Genomic DNA, 19,938 nt, shown 5'->3' on the forward strand with positions numbered 1-19,938 from the left:
ATTTGATTAGATTTTAGAAATTAAATCTTTAATTTGTTTTGCTTGAGTTGCTGCATTACCAGTATAAGTTGCTGGTGTCATTTCTGCTAAACGTGCACGATCTTCAGCAGGAACAGCTGCAAGTTCATCACCATTTACGAAGTTCACCATCATTTCACGTGTCATTGCTTGACCACGAGTAAGTGCTTTTAATTTTTCGTATGGTTTTTCAACGGCATAACGACGCATAACAGTTTGAATTGGTTCAGCTAAAACTTCTTGAGCGTGGTCTAAATCTTCAAGAATACGTTGAGCATTCAATTCAAGTTTACCAATACCTTTAGAACAAGCTTCAAATGCGATTAAGCTTTGTGCAAAACCAACACCCATGTTACGAAGCACAGTAGAGTCAGTTAAATCACGCTGCCAGCGAGATACAGGAAGTTTTTCACCAAGGTGTGCAAGTACTGCATTTGCAATACCTAAGTTACCTTCAGAGTTTTCAAAGTCAATTGGGTTAACTTTGTGAGGCATTGTTGAAGAACCAACTTCACCTTCTTTCAAGCGTTGTTTGAAGAAACCTAAAGAGATATAACCCCATACATCACGGTTAAAGTCGATTAAAATTGTATTAAAACGACGAAGTGCATCAAAAAGTTCCGCCATGTAGTCATGTGGTTCAATTTGAGTTGTATATGGGTTGAATTGTAAACCTAAAGATTCAACAAATGCTTGTGAGTGAGCAGGCCAATTAATTTCTGGATACGCAGAATAGTGTGCATTGTAGTTACCTACAGCACCATTAATTTTACCTAAAAGTTCTACTTGCTTGAATTGTTTGATTTGACGTGCAAGGCGGTAAGCCACGTTCGCCATTTCTTTACCTAAAGTTGTTGGGCTTGCAGTTTGACCATGTGTACGAGATAACATTGGTTGTTCTGCATGCTGTTCAGATAATGCAACAATTGAGTCAATGATTTGTTGCATAGCAGCAACTAAAACTTCACGACCATTTTTTAACATTAAAGCATGAGACAAGTTGTTAATATCTTCAGAAGTACAAGCAAAGTGAATAAATTCACCTGCATTTTTAAGCTCATCAATATGTGCAATTTGTTCTTTAAGGAAGTATTCAACAGCCTTAACGTCATGGTTTGTTGTACGTTCAATTTCTTTAATGCGGTTGGCATTTTCTTCAGAGAAATTCGCAACAATTGCATCTAAAGCAGCATTTGTTTCACTTGAAAAAGCAGGCACTTCTGTAATTTCTGGACGGTTTGCAAGCGCTTGTAACCAACGCACTTCAACTGTCACACGAGCATGGATTAAACCAAACTCAGAGAGGAAAGGGCGTAAAGCATCACATTTGCTAGCGTAACGTCCATCTAATGGAGAAAGTGCGGTTAAAGCGTTCATATCGATTCCCTAAACTTTGGAATTAAACGTAAAACTGAGAAGCTCAATTGCATGGATTAAACCAATTGATACTGCAATCGAGCAAGATTTTGAATATCTTGAAGCAATTTGCGTTTGCTAAAAATAAGTCCCCACGAGCTACCACCTATCTGGCGCCACAAGTGAGCAAGCTGTAAACCTGTAAAAAGAGATGCACGGATTCGATTGGTATGCGATGGGTCTTTAAATGCCTCTGCATTTCCTCTTACTAAAATACGTGGATTTATTTGTCCTGCTGTTTCAATATAGGTTTGAGCTAAATTGGCAATAATGCTTGGGTGTAAATAATTATTATCAAAAAAAGAAAGTTGTCTAAGTATTTTTTGTTGCGATTGTTCAATGATTTCTACAAATTTAGGATTGCTATACACTTTTTTTTCTAATTGTAAAAGTGCCATAGCATACGACATTGGTAGTTTAGTATTACTAAATTTTGGAAGTTTTGATTTTGGTGTTGTACTAAACGGTTGAGTAATACAATTTTCTAATGTCTTTAAACCTAATGAAATATCAGTTAATTGATTAAAAAAATCTAAAGTTTGGCAGTTATTATTAATACTTGGTCGAATATTTAGGCTGGCTTTAATGAGTTGTTCGAAATAAAAGTTACCGTTATCACCAATACTCTGTCGCCCAGTCAATGCTGTCATATGAGTAAGCTGAGTGGCTTGAAATACTCCCGCCAAAGCCAAAGCTCGGTTTTGACGATCATTCAGAGCTTGAGATTGTTGAAACGGTAACTCTGTCATGCTGAATTTATCCCTAAATAAAGTCAGGTTTTGGGGCATTCGTATGATGAATTACTCCACCACCTAAACAAATTTCCCCAGTGTAAAATACGACACTTTGTCCTGGAGTGACTGCGCGTTGTGGTTCATCAAATTCTACACGAACGCCATTTGGTGCATCTGAGTCTTTAAATAATATGCATGCTTGGTCAGATTGGCGATAACGCGTTTTCGCTGTACAGCGGAAACCAGTTTCAGGAATTTCTTGTTCTCCTGCTACCCAGTCAATTGCTTCACTCCAAAGTATTGTACTTTGCATGAGTGGATGTTCATGACCTTGACCCACAACAAGACGATTACCTTCGATATCTTTATGAAGTACAAACCAAGCACCTTCTTCGGCACCTTTCATACCACCAATACCAATACCACCACGTTGACCGAGCGTATAGTACATTAAGCCGTGATGATCACCAATCTCTTTTCCATCTTCTAAAACAATTTTTCCAGGTTGTGCTGGTAAATATTGTTTTAAGAAATCATTAAAACGACGCTCACCAATAAAACAAATACCAGTTGAATCTTTCTTTTTTGCTGTAATTAAACCTAATTCTTCCGCAATTTTTCGTACTTGAGGTTTTTCAATTTCACCTACTGGGAAGAGTGTTTTATTAATTTCACGACCATGAACGGCATGTAAGAAGTAAGTTTGATCTTTGTTTTGATCTAGACCACGTAATAATGGTGCATATTGTTCACCTTTAGAATTGGTTAGTGTTTCGCCACGACGACAATAATGTCCAGTTGCAATAAAGTCGGCGCCTAAATGAATTGCATGATCTAGGAAAGCACGAAATTTAATTTCTTTATTACATAAAATATCTGGGTTTGGTGTACGACCAGCTTTATATTCTGCAAGAAAGTGTTCAAATACACGATCCCAATATTCCATTGCAAAGTTGGCAGTATGAAGTTTAATACCAATTTTGTCACAAACGGCTTGAGCATCAGCAAGATCATCCATTGCTGTACAATATTCCGTACCGTCATCTTCTTCCCAGTTTTTCATGAAAAGTCCTTCAACTTGATAACCTTGTTGAAGAAGTAATGCGGCAGAAACAGAAGAATCTACACCACCAGACATACCGACGATGACACGTTGTTGCATAGGATTAGGCATCCAAATTTGAAAATAAAGGAGAGTTTTGGTGCTCAAATATGAGCGATAAAGGGAATTTTTGACCTTTTAAAGCATCTTCTATCGCTTTAATTACCAATGGGCTACGTGCTCGAGCAGAAATTTGAAGCTCATCTAGAGTCATCCAAACAGCACCAACAATACCTGTATCAAGTTTTGCTTCAGGATGATATTGGGTTTCTTTTGCAAGGAAGCAAAAGCGATAGTAGGTTCGATCTGGAAACATTGGTGGGGTATATGTATAAATACCGAGTAAATCCTGTATTTCAACTTCATAACCTGTTTCTTCCAATGTCTCACGAACTGCTGCTTCAATGAGTGTTTCATTGCATTCGACATGACCTGCTGGCTGATTAAATACAGTATGTGTTACGCCTTCTGTATATTCTTCAACAAACAGAAATTTACCATCTTTTTCAACGATGGTTGCAACAGTAACATGAGCAGTCCAAGCGGTCATAAAGCAGCACCAGAGGAAGGGAACTACTATTCTACAAAATTTAAGGCGTGGTGGCTATGGTAGAAAGTAATTTCTTTATTATTGCTGTTTTTATCTATATGAATTTGTATGCTTTCTTTAATTTTTATTAGGAGTGAATAAGTTGGTTTGTAAATTCTCTAAATTAACAAGATAAAGAGAATTTACAATAGGAAACTAAGTTTATTATTTAAATGGTGTCTAAATAATTATTCGCAACTTTTACATAATGTTTTGCTGAATAAGGTAGGAATTCTATTTCTTTCTTGGTGAGTGGGCGAATTTTTTGTACAGGGCTACCCACATAAAGATAGCCACTTTCAAGTGTTTTTCGAGGTGGTACTAATGAGCCTGCACCAATCATGACATCATCCTCTACAATCACATCATCTAAAATAATAGTACCAATACCAACAAGAACACGATTTCCAATTTGACAGCCATGAAGTTTGACATGGTGACCAATCGTAACATCTTCCCCAATAATTAATGGTGAGCCTTCAGGTTTGTCAGCTTTTTTATGGCTGACATGTAACATTGCATGGTCTTGTACATTACTGTTTTTGCCAATATGGATATGATTTACATCTCCACGAATGACAGCGAAAGGCCATACAGAAACATTTTCAGCAAGTGATACTTCACCAATTACGACTGACATTTCATCAATATAACAAGTCACGTCAATTTTTGGATGCTGACCTAAATAAGGGCGAATATTTTTTTTCATTTGGTTTTTTAACGTATTGAGTGAGAGACAGTATAAATAAAAAAGCATTCATATCGAAATATGAATGCTTTAAAAGGATTAAAATCCTATTTTATGAAAAAAGATTCATAAAGAATTGTTTAATATGATCAATCATACGAGAGAAGAAACCAGCTTCTTCGACAGCTTCTAATGCAACAAGTGGTTTTTCTGCAATTACTTTACCATCAAGTGTTGCAACAAATTTACCAACAACCTGTCCTTTTTGAAGAGGTGCAGTTAATTTTGGTTGTACGACAAGCTGAGTTTTAATCTCATTTGCTTTGCCTTTAGGCATAGTGACATTAAAGTTTTCCGCTAAACCAATTTTTACGCTATTTTCTTGCCCAAAAAGTACTTTTGATGTTGCAAGTACTTGGTTTGCGCGCTGAACATTTTTAGTTTCAAAATTAGCAAAACCCCATGCTAATAATTCACGTGTTTGAGATGCGCGTTCATTCATATTCGGCGCACCAAATATGACTGAAATAAGGCGCATTGGACCACGCTTTGCAGAAGTTGTTAAGCAATATCCAGCTTCATTAGTATGACCTGTTTTTAAACCATCAACACTTGGGTCTGTATACAGAAGTGCATTTCGGTTTCCTTGTTTAATACCATTAAAGGTAAAGTCTTTTTCAGAATAGATTGGATAGTATTTTGAACTATCATGGATAATATGTTCAGCAAGAATAGCCATATCTTTTGCTGTTGAGTAATGACCTTCAGCAGGCATACCTGTTGCATTCATGAACTGAGTATTTGCCATGCCAATACGTTTAGCTTCTTCATTCATCATATGAACGAAAGTGCCTTCATTGCCAGCAATATGTTCAGCCATTGCTTTTGAAGCATCATTCCCAGATTGAACAATAATACCGCGAAGCATTTCAAGTACAGTTGCAGTACCATTTAATGGAACATACATACATGATTCAGCACTTGAGCCACGACACCAAGCTGACTCGTTCATACGAACTTTTTCACCTTCGGTTAGTTCGCCATTGAGAAGCTTTTGTTCAATAATATAACTAGTCATCATTTTCGTCATTGAAGCTGGTGCTAGTTTTTCATTTTCATTTTTAGCAGCAAGAATTTGCCCTGTTTCATAATCCATCAAAACATAAGCTTTATTATTGAGTTCAGGTGGAGTTGATAAAACAGTCGCTGCATAGCTAAAGCTTGGTACTAATAATAATGCAGCTAGGGCGCTTTTATGGGTCATTCTAGGTGGTTCCAATGGTTTTATAGGCACAACGAGTTTTGCATTTTAGGACAAACACTGATGGACTTCTATGGGAAAAATCAGCTAATTTGAAAAAAGTATTGTAACTAAATTCAATTACTTGGTATAAACCACCAATTCTTCACAAATTGCTTTATTTTTTTCTTCGCCTGCTTGTTGTGCATCAGATCTTGCTTCTTCTAAAATTAATTTAAAATCATCTGTTTGAGTAATTTTATTTAAAGCTTCCATTGGTTTTTGTTCATTTGGTAAATATTCTTTGGTGAGTTTTTCTAAACCAGAAGAAAATTTTTCTTTATCACTTACTATTGCTGGACACACTTCTGAAATAACATAAATAGCTGCAAGTTCTTGCTTGGTTACTTGTTGGTCTGGTGTAACTTCAATATTTCCATCATTTGCTTGAGTTACTTGAGCCATTGTTAGACCAATAAATAAAGAAGAGGCTAAACTTAAATTACGCATATTCATAATAACCTTAAGACCTTGCTTATATAATAATATGATTATCATACTACGAAGAGTGATGATATTTAATATTGTAAAGTGCTGCTATGTATGAAAGATGTAGATAATAAGGATTAAAAGTAAAGAAAAATTATATTAGATAAGTTTTATTTTTCTACGTGTTGAAGGTTTTTGAAATTTAGAGAAGAATAAGCCTTAATTTAAAATATATTGTCCTATATTTAGTATTGGTAGCCAAATTACTAATTGATCAAACTATTTAAATGGATGATGGAAAAGAAATAGTAAATATATATAATATCTTAAGTTATTTTAGTACTTCTGTACTAACAATTTATCTAAAAGAGCATGCAGTGAATATTTTAATTTCGAATGATGATGGTGTATTGGCACCTGGCATTCAAGCTTTAGTACAGGCATTAAAACCTCTGGGTAGAATTATTGTTGTTGCGCCAGATAGTGAACGTAGTGGATTCTCAAGTGCATTAACATTAGACCGCCCATTAAAACCAACAGAAATAGAAAAAGATATTTGGGCTGTAAATGGAACACCAGCTGATTGTGTATTTATTGCTACAAATGGATTATTTGATTTTGAATTCGATTTGGTTGTTAGCGGTATTAATAGCGGTGCTAATTTAGGAGATGACATTTTATATTCAGGCACTGTAGGAGCAGCATTTGAGGGCAGGTTAATGCATAAACCTGCCTTAGCTATCTCATTGGCTGGTGAACATGTCAAATCTTATAATAGTCCTGAACAATATAAGATTGCAGCACAATGGGTGCATGATTTTATTTTAAAAGGATTACCTAGTTTACCAGAGCAACATATTTTAAATATTAATATTCCCGATATAGTTCAATTAAAAGGGATACAAGTAACTTACCAAGGCTGTAAAAAGCTTAAGCAGCCTTTAACTCACTTTACTGATCCTAGAGGACGAAAAGTCTGTTGGATTGGTTTAAAAGGAGAAGAAGAGTCTATCAATGGGTCTAATACAAAACGTAAATCTGATTTTTTAGCAATTTCTGAGGGCTATGTTAGTATCACACCTATTCAGATGGATCGAACAAATCATACTGTCCTAAGTTCATTAGATGAACAATTGAGAGTATAATTGTTATAAAATTGTGAAAAAAAAGATGTTCTGAAAGAAAATGATCTACTTGTTGACCAAATCTAGTTAAAGTATTTGGATTCATTATTTGAGTGAGGATAATAAATGCACTTGGTGTCAAATTTGCGAGGTAATACAATGCCTTTGAAACTTATAAAAACAATATTAATTTCTTCAGCTATTGTTTCTCTTGCTGCAATCACAGGATGTGCATCAAAACCTCAGGTAGGCTCAAGTGCAAATCGTTATGCAACTGCTCCTACATATTACACCGTACGTTCTGGTGATACCTTAAGTGGAATTGCAAGTCGTTATGGTATGAATTATATAAAAATTGCAGAGTTTAATGATATTGCACCACCATATCGTATTTATGTCGGTCAATCTTTGAAATTAAAAGGTGTAAGTAGTAGTTCAGTACAAACAGTACAAACAAAGCCAGTGAGTCAGCCAGCACAAATTCAGCGTCAGAAAATAGCCACTCCAACACAGACTCCAGTGCAAACCAATAAGAGTACTACTATTGTAACGCCTATTGTGACTGAAAACCCAAATGCTATAAAATGGGTGAGACCAACAAATGCATCACTATTAGAGCGTTTTAATTTGGCATCTAATGTTAAAGGTGTTCGTTTTGCTGGTAATGTTGGTGATCCAATTTATGCCGCAGCAGATGGTCAAGTTGTTTATGCTGCAGATGGTTTAAAAGAGTACGGTAATTTAGTTTTAATTAAGCATTCGGGTGGTTATATCACTGCATATGCGCACAATAGTAAATTATTAGTAAACAGTGGGCAAAATGTGAACGCGGGTCAAAAGATTGCAGAAATGGGATCTACAGGCGCAAACCGCACTATGCTTGAGTTTCAGGTAAGATTGGATGGTAAACCTATTAACCCTGAAAATATTTTATTAATTAATTAAATTTGACGAATACAAACGATAAATTTCACCGTATAATACAATGAGTTGCTTTTTTGATAGAAAAGCACTCATAAGTTCAGAGGGAAATTTATGTTAGATCAACTCCGTGCAATGGGCGTATTTGCCTGCGTAGTTGAAAAAAGCTCGTTTAGTGGCGCTGCGCGTGAACTAGGTATCACAACAAGTGCAGTCAGTCAGCAAATTCGTTCTTTAGAAAATGAAATGGAAGTAACGCTTCTACATCGTTCGACAAGAAAGTTGAGTTTAACTGAAGCAGGACAAGCCTTTTTTCATAGTTGTCAAGAAATGTTAGCAGCCGCAGAACGTGGCAAAATACGTATTAATGAACTACGTGATGATCTAGTTGGCGATTTACGTATAGCAACTACTCCAGAATTGGCTTCAAGTCAGGTTATACCTGCATTATCTCATTGGATGTCAGCTCATAAGGGCTTAGCTGTACATATTGAAGCAGATAATCAATATGTCGATTTAATCGAAGGACGTATTGATATTGCGGTTAGAATGGGACAGAAGGTTGAAGATCAAAACTTTTTGGTTACGCCGTTAGCTTGTGTTGAAAGAGTATTGGTTGCAGCACCAAGTTACTTAAATCAATCTATGCCAATTACGCGCCCTGAAGATTTGAAAAATCACGATTTAATTCCTATTAGTCGAGTAAAAAATTCGACTAACTTCTCATTTAAAAATATGGGAAGTCGTGAAGTGATTGATATTGAACTCACATCTCGTTTTTCAACCAATAATGTGGTTGTTGCAAAAGCGTTTTGTAAAATGGGACATGGCATTGCTCATCTCTCATATTTAGATGTTCAAAAAGAATTAATGACGGGTGCTTTAGTTGAAGTAATGCCAGAATGGAAGTTATCTCCATTCCATTTATACGCATTGATTTCAAAACGTGAACAGCAGCCAATGAAGATTAATCGTTGTTTAGATGCTTTAAAACAATATTTTGCTCAGCTCCCAGCAGGTAGAATTTATCAAGAAGCTTCTTAATTTATCGTCATATAAAATAAAAGCCGCAAATTGCGGCTTTTATTTTATTTATATTTTCTTATGCAAGAAAGTTTTTAACTAAACTTACAATACGAGAAATAAGTTCGTCTGCTTGTTCTTTTGTAATATTTAAGGTTGGTAATAGACGAATGACTGAACCCGCAGTAACATTAAGAATCAAATGATGTTCATCACGTGCAACGTTTACAAGTTCACCACAGGCTTTTGGTAATTCGATACCAATCATTAAGCCAAAACCACGAATAATTACATTTTGATCAGCAAGTTGTTGTTTAAATTGGTCAACAATATATGCACCCATTGTTGCAGCATTTTCAACTAAATTTTCTTTTTGAATCGTATCAATAACAGTATAAACAACACGTGAACCTAAAGCTGTACCACTATAAGTAGAACCATGGTTTCCTGCTGTTAATACGCCTACACCACGACCTTGAGTCATTACAGCACCAATAGGGAAGCCATTACCTAGACCTTTTGCTGTAGTAATAACATCTGGAATGATACTGGTGTGTTGGTAAGCAAAATATTTACCTGTACGACCATTACCCGTTTGAACTTCATCTAACATCATTAACCAATTATGTTGGTTACAAATTTGACGAATTTCTTCTAAATAGCTAAATCCTTGAGGTGCAGTATTTACACCACCTTCACCTTGGATAGGTTCAACAAGAATAGCTACAATATCAGGATGATTGATAGCAGCTTCTTCAATAGCTTCAATATCACCAAATGGAACGCGAATGAAGCCTTCAACTAATGGTGCAAAGCCATCTTGAACTTTTTTATTACCTGTTGCGGATAGTGTTGCTAGTGTACGACCGTGGAAAGAGTGAGCGGCAACAATAATTTTTGGATTTGCAACACCTTGTAAATGTCCAAATTTACGTGCAATTTTAATTGCACCTTCATTTGATTCAGCACCACTATTTGAAAAGAAAACTTCTTCCATACCTGCAACTTCAGCAAGCTTTTGTGCAGCAGCAGTTTGCCAAGGCACTTCAAATAAATTACTGGTATGAATAAGTGTTGCAGCTTGTTCTGCAATTGCCTCAGTTACAGCAGGATGAGAGTGTCCAAGACCACATACAGCAATTCCTGTAAGTGCATCTAAATATTCAGTTCCATCTTCTGTGTAAAGATAAGCACCTCGACCTCGAACAAAGCTGATCGGCTGACGACCAAAAACAGGCATCAAATGAGATGGTTGATCAGTTTGCACGGGAGCAAGGGTAATATTATTCATGACTAACTCTTATTTGTTAGGGGATTGAAAATGAGTATTTTGATGTTTAATAAAAACATCAAGTATTCTATATAAGCAAAATCTCATTAAAATTTAAAGCCCGAATGCAAATAAAACTAGAAAAATTACTTTTGACATACTGTTTTGTTGAGATTTGGGTATAATGCGAATCAGATTAGTTGAGGATTGATCAATGACTGAACAAGCACGCGATACTGAAGCGTTAATTCGTGACCAAATTGCAAAACATGCAGTTCTTCTTTACATGAAAGGCACTCCACAATTTCCACAATGTGGTTTTTCTGCACGTGCAGTAGAGGCGCTTAGTCAAATTGGTCGCCCATTTGCATATGTAAATATTTTGGAAAACCCTGATATTCGCGCTACTTTGCCACAAATTGCAAATTGGCCAACATTCCCACAATTGTGGATCAATGGCGAATTGATCGGTGGTAGTGACATTATGTTAGATATGTTCCAAAAAGGTGAATTAAAATCTTTAGTTGAGCAATATAGCCCAGCTCCTGAAGCATAATTCAGAGTTGAAAAAAAGCGCCAATCATGGCGCTTTTTTTATTTCACATTAAAAATTTAACTTTCAGATGAAGTTTCTTCCGAATTTGAAGATTCTTCAGTTGTCACTGTTTCTGTCACTTTTGCTTTTTTCTTATCTTTTTTCTTCTTCTTTTTTTTCTTTTTCTTCGGTTCTTCCTCTTCTAAGATTTCACCATCTTCAATCGCTTGCCAATATTCAAGTTGTTCCATAACTGCGGCATAAATTGAATTTTTGCTATAACGACCTTTTTTATCTAATGTTCCCACAGGGCGAGCCATTAAAATTTCAAGGGCTTGATCAATGGTATCAATGGCATGAATATGGAATTGACCTTGAGTAACAGCTTCAATGACATCTTTACGTAACATTAAATGTTGCATATTTTGGCGTGGAATAATAACGCCTTGTTTGCCTGTTAGTCCTTGTAATTTACAAGCATCAAAGAAGCCTTCAATTTTTGCATTTACACCACCAATAGGCTGAACTTGTCCAAGTTGGTTCATAGAGCCTGTAATTGCCCAAGACTGGTCAATTGGAAGTTGGCTAATAGCGGAGATTAGGGCAGATAATTCGGCAACAGTTGCACTATCACCATCAACTTGACCATAGCTTTGTTCAAAGGCAAGAGCAGCTGAGAAGTGAAGAGTTTGTTCACGACCAAAATGTGCTTTTAAGAAACTCGACATTAACAGCACACCTTTGGCATGTAATGAGCCACCGAGTTCCACACTGCGTTCAATATCGAGAATATCTCCACCACCTTGATAAACAGAAGCGGTTAAGCGAGATGGTAAACCAAATTCAACATCTGCATATTGAATAACAGAAAGAGCATTCACTTGTCCGAGGCGATGTCCACGAGTTTCGATAAGCTGTGTACCACGAGAGAGATCTTGCCAATAGAGTTCTCTTAAATAGCCTAAGCGATATTTGCGATGATCTAGTGCCATGCTGATATGAGCGTCAGTCACTGTTTTTGCATCGGCTTTTATTGCATGGTGATGCGCTTCACGAATTAAATCACCTAAAGTAAGCGCATGTAATGAAAGAGAGCTTTGGTCTTCTGCTTGGCGACTTGAATCCGTTAAAAGAGATGCTAGGGCACTACGATCAAAAGGAAGTAATTTGTCAGATTGAACATAGTCTGCAATTAATTGCATGTAAGCTTGTTCATTGGCTTCATTACGTTGGAGTGTATCGGTAAAATCTGCACGGATTTTAAAAATGCTGCCTAGCTCTGGTTCAAGCTCTAAAATATCGTAGTAAATATCAGGTTCAGCCAATAAAACGACTTTAATATTTAAAGGAATAGATGCAGGTTCAATTGAAATACTGCCAGTTAAGGTAAGCATATGTTCTAAAGACGATAGCTTTAACTGCCCAGATTTAAGAGCACGTTTTAAACCTTGCCATGCATATGGTTGTTCAAGTAACTGTTCTGCTTCTAAAATTAAGAAACCACCATTTGCACGGTGTAAGGTGCCTGAGCGAATAAGCGTGAAATCTGTGGTGATGGTGCCATTTTGAGTTAACTGTTCAACATGACCTAATAAATTATAGTGTGTTGGGAAATCTTCAAAAATGACAGGTGCACCACTATTTGGCTTATGTGTTACAACAATATTGGCTTGATAGCGTGCAGGAACACGACTAAATAAACCAGGAGTGAAATCATCTTCTTCTTGTTCTAATACAATTTCAACATTATGAATAATATCTTCAGCGTATGCTTTTAAATATTCTTCAAAGCCTTGAACTTCAGAAAATTTATTAAATAATAGTTCAACTCGCGGTAAAACGACTTGTTTTGCAATTTCTCTGTTAAGGAGTTGAACTTGATCACGAGCATCATCTTCTAAATCGCCAAGATGTAGTCCAAGACGCTCAAGTTTTTTATCCATATAACGCATATTAGATGAAATTTCAGAGCGCTCTTTAGCATTGAGTGCATGAATATCATCTTGCGTCATTTCTTGAATTTTATTGTCTTTAATGTGAACAGGAACAAAGCAATGTTCATCATTTTTGGTTACTAATTTTAAATCTAAATCTTCGCCTTCTTTAGTCAGTTCAATAAGGGCTTGATGTTGTTCATCACCTGTTTGCTGACGAATGAGTTCTATACGATTGTGATAGGTTTCAGCGGTAAACTTTCGTTCTAATTGTTTAAGAATAGTTTGCCATGTCTGATGCAGTAATGTTTGGAATTTTCCAGCTTGACCACTTGGTAGTTTTAAAGCAATAGGTTGGCGTGATTGTTGGAAGTTGTTGACATATACCCAGTCATTTGGAGTTTGCATGGTTTTAGCATGTTGTTGGAGTAAACGTCGAATCATTGTACGTTTACCAAGTCCAGCTGTGCCCACTGCAAAAATATTATAGCCAGAATATGGCAGAGAAATTCCTGCTTCAACGGATGCACGTGCACGATCTTGCCCTAAAAAATCATTCAGTGCTTTAATTTTACGTGTAGACGCTGGTATTTTTTTTAAATCTGGAATATGCGTCAGTTGTTCAGATTTAAGCTGTGTATTCATTAATGTATTTTGTATGCCTAATTGCTCAAATGCTGAAATTAAGTTGCTATTTTGGTTTGGCTGGTTTTGATTTGTAGTGTTTGCTGATAAAGAGGAATTAACTTGATCGAGTTTTTGCGTCACTGTGAAATCCAAAACAAAAATATTAATGATAGGTTTTTAAGGTATACAGGTTTACATAGAAAATTCAAGCCAGAATAAAGATTTTATCTAGAATTTTTTATATAGTTTTGGCAATTATTGTTGAAAGAATTCTCATTAAGGGGTTGAATAGCAGACATTCATATTGCCGAAAACAACTAGAGTAATGACAACGTCTTCACAAGGCTGGAAAGCCGCCTTTACTGCATTTTTAGATCGCCGTGCGCTGATCATGTTATTTCTGGGTTTTTCAGCCGGAATTCCTATTTTACTTATTTTCTCAAGCTTGTCTCTGTGGTTAGGAGAAGCAGGTATTGAAAAGAGTGCAGTGACATTTTTTAGTTGGGCAGCTTTAGGTTATTCCTTTAAATTTGTTTGGGCACCATTGATTGATGAATTACCTGTTCCATTTTTAACAAAAACTTTAGGGCGTCGACGCGCATGGTTGCTTATTGCACAAATTTTAATTATTGGTGCAATATCAATTATGGCATTTTCTGATCCATCATTGGGGCAGGCTCATCTGTATCAAATGGCGGTTGGAGCAGTATTATTAGGTTTTTCTGCGGCGACTCAAGATATTGTGATTGATGCTTATCGTATTGAATTAGCTGAAACACAAATGCAGACTATTTTGGCATCTACATATAATGCTGGTTATAGAATCGGGATGATTGTTGCAGGCGCAGGCGCATTATTTTTAGCAGCGTATCTTGGTACAGCAAAAGGAAATTATATTTATGATGCTTGGAAATATACTTATTTAGCAATGGCCGGGGTGATGGTTATTGGTGTTATTACAACACTAATTGTGCGTGAGCCTCAGGTCGATAGAGTTAAAAAATCATATAAAAAATCAGATTATTATCGATTAGTTATTGTATTTTTCTTTGCAGTATTAGGTTTCGTTTGTTCTTATATTTATGGTGATAATCTTGTTTCTATAATAAAAACATCCTTAGGTATTAAAGATTCTTTTGCATTATTTGGTTTAGAAGCTTTACGTTTTATTGGTTCAGGTGCAATCGCATTGTTACTTGGCTCTGTGCTTGTAAAAATGGGTGCCGTTAATAAGCAGATGGCTTATGAAACGTGGGTCAATCCAATTGCAGATTTCTTTAGACGTTATGGGGTTAAATTAGCACTTGTTCTATTGCTACTGATTGGTTTTTATCGTATTTCAGACATTATTTCAGGTGTTATTTCAAATGTCTTTTATCAAGATTTAAACTTTACTAAAGAGCAAATTGCTGAAGCTGTAAAAGTATATGGTGTTATCTTTAGCTTGATTGGCGGTTTCTTAGGTGGATTGCTTGCACAACGTATGAACATTATGAAATTAATGTTTGTCGGGGCAGTGCTAGCAAGCGCAACAAATTTAGTGTTTATTGGTTTAGTGAAATCGGGGCATTCATTAGGTGATGTTGTTGTTCAGGTTGGTTCTGAACAATATGTCGCACAGCCAGATGAAGTGGGACAGTGGACAGTACAAGTTCCATCTCAAGTGTTAGCACAAGATCATCAAATTAATGTTCATACTTATTATGCCGATGATAAATCAACTCAAAGAGATATTCAGTTACCGTATTTGATAGAGCAAAATCAGCCACAAATTCATTTATTGCCAATTACTTCAGATGATCATATTTCTGCAAAAGAAGCTAAGCAAAGTATTGTTGTTAAAGGTCAGCTAACAGGTATTACTGTTGATCAGTTAGAGGCTGACAAGCCAGTGATTTTAAAGTTAGATGGTCAAGAATTTACGGCTAAAGTTGATTCAAATAATATTTTTAGTGGAGCAATAGATGGTAAGGTTTTACAAGCATCATCAACCAAGAAAATTACAGCAATTGCTCAGTTAAAAGAAAATACCCAAGTATTACAAGCTCAACGACCGTATCAATTGGTGAGTGAAAAACAAAGTTTAGATGTTGATATTCAGCCAATTATGCCGATAAAAGCAGATCAAGGTGATGTTGAAATTAAAGGTAAGGTCATTAAAGAATATAGTTCTTTATGGCTTTATTTTGCGATTGTGGTTGATAATTTAGCTGCTGGTTTAGCAGGAGCAGCATTTATTGCATTTTTATCAAGTTTAACGAGTGTTTCTTTTACTGCTGTGCAATATGCTATTTTTAGTTCACTTATGACATTAACACCTAAAATTTTAGGTGGTTATTCAGGTACTATAGTAACTAAAATTGGTTATCCAGATTTCTTTTTAATGACAACCTTAATTGGTATTCCAATTTTATTCTTAGTTGTATGGGTTGGAAAGTTATTGAAAGAACATCAAAAATTGTAAATGAAATAGAAAAGGATGATAGACAATGCGTATGCTCCATACCATGTTACGTGTAGGCAATTTAGAACAATCTTTAAAGTTCTATACTGAAGTGCTCGGTATGCAATTGTTACGTAAACGCGACTATGAAGAAGGGCGTTTTACCTTAGCATTTGTAGGTTACGGTGATGAAGACTCGACAACTGTTCTTGAATTAACGCATAACTGGGATACAGAAAAATATGACTTAGGTAATGCTTATGGTCATATTGCGATTGCTGTTGATGATGCTTATAAGGCATGTGAAGAAATTAAAGCTCGCGGTGGTAATGTTGTTCGTGAAGCAGGTCCTATGAAAGGTGGTGTAACTGTTATTGCCTTTGTTGAAGATCCAGATGGTTATAAAATTGAATTGATTCAGCAAGACGTAAATGCAAAAAATAATTAAGTTGCATACACATATAAAATAGTGAACATTTCTTGAAAATGGTCGCTTTTTTTAGAAAGCCCAGTAAGATGTTTATCAAATGATAAATTAACCTTATTGGGTTTTTTATCGGATTGAGAAAAGGATGATAGGGATATGTTGAAGTTTTTAGCACTGGATCGATTTACAATTTTAATTTTTGTAATGGTATTGTTGGCGACGTTTTTACCAGTGTCAGGACAAGCGGCAGATATTTTTGGTATTTTAACTATTATTGCAATTGCAATATTATTCTTTTTACATGGGGCTAAACTTTCTCGAGAAGCAGTGATTCAAGGTATAAAACATTGGAAATTACATGTCCTTGTTTTTACATTTACTTTCGCCTTATTTCCAATTTTAGGTTTACTTGCTAAACCTGTATTAGTACCAATGCTAAGACAAGAGCTTTATTGGGGCTTTTTGTTTATGTGCTGCTTACCATCAACGGTACAGTCATCTATTGCGTTTACTTCAGTTGCAAAAGGGAATGTCGCGAGTGCGGTATGTAGTGCATCATTTTCAAATATTATAGGGATGTTTATTACGCCAATTTTGGTGAGTTTATTTATTTTTGGACAAGCACAAAATGATTATGATGCAACATCTTCCATTTTAAATATTCTTTTGTTGCTACTTGTGCCTTTTATTTTAGGGCAAATTTTAAGACCTTATGTTTTTCCGAAAATGCAAAAAATTCCAAGCATTGTGAAAGCATTTGATCAGGGTAGTATTTTAATGGTGGTTTACGGTGCTTTCAGTAGTGCAGTTGTTGCAGGTCTATGGCATGAAGTAGATGGTAATACATTATTTTTATTGATTTTGGTATGTTCAATTTTATTAACAATTGTCATGCTACTTGCACATTATGTTCCTAAATGGTTAGGTTTTAATGTTCCAGACCAAAAAGCAATTTTCTTTTGTGCATCTAAAAAAACACTTGCAAGTGGTGTACCTATGGCGCAAGTTTTATTTATTGGTCAGCCTTTAGGAATGATTGTATTACCTATTATGATTTTTCATCAAATTCAACTAATGGTCTGTGGCATTATTGCTAATTATTGGGCAAATCGCACCTCATCGGAACCTTTAGAATAATTAGCAAATCTTTAAAGATTCACGTATAATATTGCCCAACTTGTTGTGCTTAGCCCTGACGGTATCCGTTTCGGTGGGCCAAAAGAATGGTCTGTTATGGTGTTGATCTGCTATGTAATTTATTACATGCCTTTTCCTCATTACGAGAGTGGTCAATTGCGATGACAGCGGAACCTTCTTTAATTTAATGGAGTAATCGACGATGCGCGCCGATATTCACCCAAAATATGAAACATTAGTTGCTACTTGCTCTTGCGGTAACGTAATTGAAACTCGTTCAGCTCTTGGTAAAGAAACTATTTACCTTGACGTATGTTCAGCTTGCCACCCATTTTACACTGGTAAGCAAAAGAACGTTGATACTGGCGGTCGTATTGACAAGTTCAAACAACGTTTTGCTGGTATGTCACGCTCTGTTAAGCGTTAATACCCAAAGTAAAAAAACGAGCGAAAGCTCGTTTTTTTATGTCTAAAAAATACTAAAAATGATTTATTTTAATGAGTCCCATAAATCTTGATTTTTAACTTCATTGAGTTGCTTTTGAATAAAACTATTTAAAATAGGTTTCTGTTGTTCATTTAATAATTCAAAATCAAAACAAGTAAAGCTTTGTGTTATCAGTTTTGGTTTTGCCAAGTAAACTTTAAGCTCTTGATTTTTTAGGTGTAATAAAATTGTTTGCTTTTCATTAATTATATTCATGCCAGACACAACAAGGTGCGTAGAAACTTCGCCTAATTGTGTGGTTTGCATGAGCAAGGCAGGATGATAGATACTTTGTTCATTTGCTTGTAGGTGAATAGCACATGGTGCAATATCTTGAGCTAGAATTTCCAAGCCCATTTCAATACTTTTTTCACTTGATTGTTTAATCCAACGAATAACTCCACCACGCCATGGGCTTTGAGAATTTTCTTGAACAAGAATAAATTCACCTGTTTTGAGTGTTTTTGGTGTTTCACCTGTCCATTTTATACGATAGCCATTTACACTAATATCGAGTACATCAACTTGATAGATTTTTTTAGTTTCACGATCTAGAGATCTTAATTTCTTATTTGCAATAGGGCTCTCGAGTGTAACAAAAGATGGTTCATAATCACTATCATCATAGTGATTTAAATCAAGTGTTTCGTTAAAGTCTTTGTTTTTAGATAAATAGAAGTGAGCGACGTTTAAACCAAAACAAATTTTAATTTTTGCAGAGTATTCATAACGTTCATGACGACGTTCTGCATTTGTTGTTAATAAATTATGAATATGGAAATGTAATGCCGGTGTTAAAAATTTCTTTTCATTTTCTGAAAGATTATTTTTATTTCTACCTTCATTTGCACTGAGATATTCAAGTAAATTTTGAGTTGCAATAAAGATGTTAGGAATAAATTTTAGATCTTGGTGTGTATTATAGATAGGTGCTAAATCTTTTTTAGAATCAACAATGTAACGGGTAAATAAATTTTCTTTTTGCGTAATTTGAACAAGTGAAGCCCAATCGAAAGTACATAAATACAAACCTTGAATTTCAGATGGTCGAATCTGATTATTATTGAAAATATCTAATAATAAGAGTTGAGCATATGCTTGAGTGATGGTTTGAATTTGATATTGTGTGCCCTGTAGAAAATTAATATTAGCAGTATGATAATTATTCATCATTGCAAAATTCATTAACTGATGGGCAATTAACCACTGATTAGGAAAAGGGGTGCTATATAAAACTTGTTGCTGATACAGTAATAAACTTAACTGTTGTAAAGCATAGTAACTAGCAACGATACGTGCTGTTTGAAAGTTTTTCTTAATTTTATATGAAAAAATTGAAAATGATTGTTTGAATAGAATTTCATGACTATGTAAAGCAATACTAATATAAATATTTGTGAATTGGGTTCTTAATAAAAGAGCCAATTCAATAATTTGTTCATGACGATCACTCGTAATGAGTGACTGATTAAAATAGTTTTTTTCTAAACTATTTAATGTACTTTCAATGGCAGGATGAATTGCCTGAATCAAATCGAAACGTAGTGTTTCCTGACATTTTAATTTTGAAATTTCAATGATCGCATTGAACAACGCTTTTGAGAGGCTTCCTAGTGGAAGCGTATTCAAACTATTTGCCCACTCTTGAATACTTTTGACTGAGCTTTTACAAAAACTAAGCTGATCTAGTGTTAATTCATTAGGTGTGAGTAAAATTTTTGATGTTTTCATCGC

18 protein-coding genes are annotated in these 19,938 nt (G+C 35.3%); 8 read left to right on the forward strand and 10 right to left on the reverse strand.

Annotated features, from left to right (window positions below):
- Positions 1 to 6: 6 nt before the first annotated feature.
- The 7 genes from purB to AOY20_RS08530 form a co-directional block, all read right to left on the reverse strand.
- The gene (gene purB / locus AOY20_RS08500; RefSeq protein WP_054581454.1) at positions 7 to 1,395 is read right to left on the reverse strand and encodes an adenylosuccinate lyase; all 1,389 of its coding nucleotides are present in this window, start codon (positions 1,393 to 1,395) and stop codon (positions 7 to 9) included.
- 56 nt (positions 1,396 to 1,451) lie between these two features.
- Complete coding sequence (gene hflD / locus AOY20_RS08505) at positions 1,452 to 2,183, reverse strand: high frequency lysogenization protein HflD (protein ID WP_054581455.1); 732 nt, start codon at positions 2,181 to 2,183, stop codon at positions 1,452 to 1,454.
- A gap of 13 nt (positions 2,184 to 2,196) precedes the next feature.
- Positions 2,197 to 3,330 carry a tRNA 2-thiouridine(34) synthase MnmA gene (mnmA, locus tag AOY20_RS08510; protein ID WP_054582571.1) on the reverse strand — a complete coding sequence of 378 codons (1,134 nt, stop codon included), beginning with the start codon at positions 3,328 to 3,330 and terminating at the stop codon, positions 2,197 to 2,199.
- Between the two features lie 4 nt (positions 3,331 to 3,334).
- Complete coding sequence (locus AOY20_RS08515; protein WP_054581456.1) at positions 3,335 to 3,820, reverse strand: NUDIX hydrolase; 486 nt, start codon at positions 3,818 to 3,820, stop codon at positions 3,335 to 3,337.
- A gap of 208 nt (positions 3,821 to 4,028) precedes the next feature.
- Entirely contained in the window at positions 4,029 to 4,568 is a 540-nt protein-coding gene (locus tag AOY20_RS08520; RefSeq protein WP_054582572.1) for a gamma carbonic anhydrase family protein, read from the reverse strand.
- Between the two features lie 91 nt (positions 4,569 to 4,659).
- Complete coding sequence (gene dacC, locus AOY20_RS08525) at positions 4,660 to 5,811, reverse strand: D-alanyl-D-alanine carboxypeptidase PBP5/6 (RefSeq protein ID WP_054581457.1); 1,152 nt, start codon at positions 5,809 to 5,811, stop codon at positions 4,660 to 4,662.
- Between the two features lie 117 nt (positions 5,812 to 5,928).
- A complete protein-coding gene (locus AOY20_RS08530; protein WP_227510326.1) occupies positions 5,929 to 6,303 on the reverse strand; it encodes an MCR_0457 family protein in 375 nt (124 codons plus the stop codon).
- Positions 6,304 to 6,653: 350 nt separating this feature from the next.
- On the opposite strand from AOY20_RS08530, the gene surE reads away from it, so the two are divergent.
- The 3 genes from surE to AOY20_RS08545 all read left to right on the forward strand — a co-directional run bounded on the left by surE (position 6,654) and on the right by AOY20_RS08545 (position 9,365).
- Entirely contained in the window at positions 6,654 to 7,421 is a 768-nt protein-coding gene (surE, locus tag AOY20_RS08535) for a 5'/3'-nucleotidase SurE (RefSeq protein WP_054582573.1), read from the forward strand.
- Positions 7,422 to 7,526: 105 nt separating this feature from the next.
- On the forward strand, positions 7,527 to 8,345 hold the full coding sequence (locus AOY20_RS08540) for a peptidoglycan DD-metalloendopeptidase family protein (protein ID WP_054581459.1): 819 nt from the start codon (positions 7,527 to 7,529) through the stop codon (positions 8,343 to 8,345).
- Positions 8,346 to 8,435: 90 nt separating this feature from the next.
- Complete coding sequence (locus tag AOY20_RS08545) at positions 8,436 to 9,365, forward strand: LysR family transcriptional regulator (RefSeq protein WP_054581460.1); 930 nt, start codon at positions 8,436 to 8,438, stop codon at positions 9,363 to 9,365.
- 58 nt (positions 9,366 to 9,423) lie between these two features.
- Here the strand turns inward: AOY20_RS08545 and AOY20_RS08550 are convergent, their stop codons facing one another.
- The gene (locus AOY20_RS08550) at positions 9,424 to 10,635 is read right to left on the reverse strand and encodes an aspartate aminotransferase family protein (RefSeq protein ID WP_054581461.1); all 1,212 of its coding nucleotides are present in this window, start codon (positions 10,633 to 10,635) and stop codon (positions 9,424 to 9,426) included.
- Between the two features lie 193 nt (positions 10,636 to 10,828).
- Here AOY20_RS08550 and grxD point away from each other — a divergent pair, with 193 nt between their 5' ends.
- A complete protein-coding gene (grxD, locus tag AOY20_RS08555; protein ID WP_054581462.1) occupies positions 10,829 to 11,170 on the forward strand; it encodes a Grx4 family monothiol glutaredoxin in 342 nt (113 codons plus the stop codon).
- Positions 11,171 to 11,226: 56 nt separating this feature from the next.
- Here grxD and AOY20_RS08560 read toward each other — a convergent pair whose 3' ends face one another.
- Positions 11,227 to 13,851 (reverse strand): Lon protease family protein, encoded by a 2,625-nt coding sequence (locus AOY20_RS08560; protein WP_054581463.1) that lies wholly within the window; start codon positions 13,849 to 13,851, stop codon positions 11,227 to 11,229.
- 184 nt (positions 13,852 to 14,035) lie between these two features.
- On the opposite strand from AOY20_RS08560, the gene AOY20_RS08565 reads away from it, so the two are divergent.
- The 4 genes from AOY20_RS08565 (at position 14,036) to rpmE (ending at position 18,144) form a co-directional block, all read left to right on the forward strand.
- Complete coding sequence (locus tag AOY20_RS08565) at positions 14,036 to 16,174, forward strand: AmpG family muropeptide MFS transporter (RefSeq protein ID WP_054581464.1); 2,139 nt, start codon at positions 14,036 to 14,038, stop codon at positions 16,172 to 16,174.
- Positions 16,175 to 16,199: 25 nt separating this feature from the next.
- On the forward strand, positions 16,200 to 16,601 hold the full coding sequence (gene gloA, locus AOY20_RS08570) for a lactoylglutathione lyase (protein WP_054581465.1): 402 nt from the start codon (positions 16,200 to 16,202) through the stop codon (positions 16,599 to 16,601).
- A 135-nt stretch (positions 16,602 to 16,736) separates the two neighbouring features.
- Positions 16,737 to 17,717 carry a bile acid:sodium symporter family protein gene (locus AOY20_RS08575; protein WP_054581466.1) on the forward strand — a complete coding sequence of 327 codons (981 nt, stop codon included), beginning with the start codon at positions 16,737 to 16,739 and terminating at the stop codon, positions 17,715 to 17,717.
- 202 nt (positions 17,718 to 17,919) lie between these two features.
- Entirely contained in the window at positions 17,920 to 18,144 is a 225-nt protein-coding gene (gene rpmE, locus AOY20_RS08580; protein WP_054581467.1) for a 50S ribosomal protein L31, read from the forward strand.
- Positions 18,145 to 18,207: 63 nt separating this feature from the next.
- On the opposite strand, the gene AOY20_RS08585 is transcribed toward rpmE, so the two are convergent.
- Positions 18,208 to 19,935 carry a hypothetical protein gene (locus AOY20_RS08585; protein ID WP_054581468.1) on the reverse strand — a complete coding sequence of 576 codons (1,728 nt, stop codon included), beginning with the start codon at positions 19,933 to 19,935 and terminating at the stop codon, positions 18,208 to 18,210.
- Between the last annotated feature and the right edge of the window lie 3 nt (positions 19,936 to 19,938).

The organism is Acinetobacter equi (genome assembly GCF_001307195.1).
Lineage (GTDB): Bacteria > Pseudomonadota > Gammaproteobacteria > Pseudomonadales > Moraxellaceae > Acinetobacter > Acinetobacter equi.

Excerpts from the sequence above, each read along its gene's own strand:
- purB (WP_054581454.1), bottom strand. The coding sequence starts at position 1,395 with ATGAACGCTTTAACCGCACTTTCTCCATTAGATGGACGTTACGCTAGC.
- hflD (WP_054581455.1), bottom strand. The coding sequence starts at position 2,183 with ATGACAGAGTTACCGTTTCAACAATCTCAAGCTCTGAATGATCGTCAA.
- mnmA (WP_054582571.1), bottom strand. The coding sequence starts at position 3,330 with ATGCAACAACGTGTCATCGTCGGTATGTCTGGTGGTGTAGATTCTTCT.
- AOY20_RS08515 (WP_054581456.1), bottom strand. The coding sequence starts at position 3,820 with ATGACCGCTTGGACTGCTCATGTTACTGTTGCAACCATCGTTGAAAAA.
- AOY20_RS08520 (WP_054582572.1), bottom strand. The coding sequence starts at position 4,568 with ATGAAAAAAAATATTCGCCCTTATTTAGGTCAGCATCCAAAAATTGAC.
- dacC (WP_054581457.1), bottom strand. The coding sequence starts at position 5,811 with ATGACCCATAAAAGCGCCCTAGCTGCATTATTATTAGTACCAAGCTTT.
- AOY20_RS08530 (WP_227510326.1), bottom strand. The coding sequence starts at position 6,303 with ATGAATATGCGTAATTTAAGTTTAGCCTCTTCTTTATTTATTGGTCTA.
- AOY20_RS08540 (WP_054581459.1), top strand. The coding sequence starts at position 7,527 with ATGCACTTGGTGTCAAATTTGCGAGGTAATACAATGCCTTTGAAACTT.
- AOY20_RS08545 (WP_054581460.1), top strand. The coding sequence starts at position 8,436 with ATGTTAGATCAACTCCGTGCAATGGGCGTATTTGCCTGCGTAGTTGAA.
- AOY20_RS08550 (WP_054581461.1), bottom strand. The coding sequence starts at position 10,635 with ATGAATAATATTACCCTTGCTCCCGTGCAAACTGATCAACCATCTCAT.
- grxD (WP_054581462.1), top strand. The coding sequence starts at position 10,829 with ATGACTGAACAAGCACGCGATACTGAAGCGTTAATTCGTGACCAAATT.
- AOY20_RS08565 (WP_054581464.1), top strand. The coding sequence starts at position 14,036 with ATGACAACGTCTTCACAAGGCTGGAAAGCCGCCTTTACTGCATTTTTA.
- gloA (WP_054581465.1), top strand. The coding sequence starts at position 16,200 with ATGCGTATGCTCCATACCATGTTACGTGTAGGCAATTTAGAACAATCT.
- AOY20_RS08575 (WP_054581466.1), top strand. The coding sequence starts at position 16,737 with ATGTTGAAGTTTTTAGCACTGGATCGATTTACAATTTTAATTTTTGTA.
- rpmE (WP_054581467.1), top strand. The coding sequence starts at position 17,920 with ATGCGCGCCGATATTCACCCAAAATATGAAACATTAGTTGCTACTTGC.
- AOY20_RS08585 (WP_054581468.1), bottom strand. The coding sequence starts at position 19,935 with ATGAAAACATCAAAAATTTTACTCACACCTAATGAATTAACACTAGAT.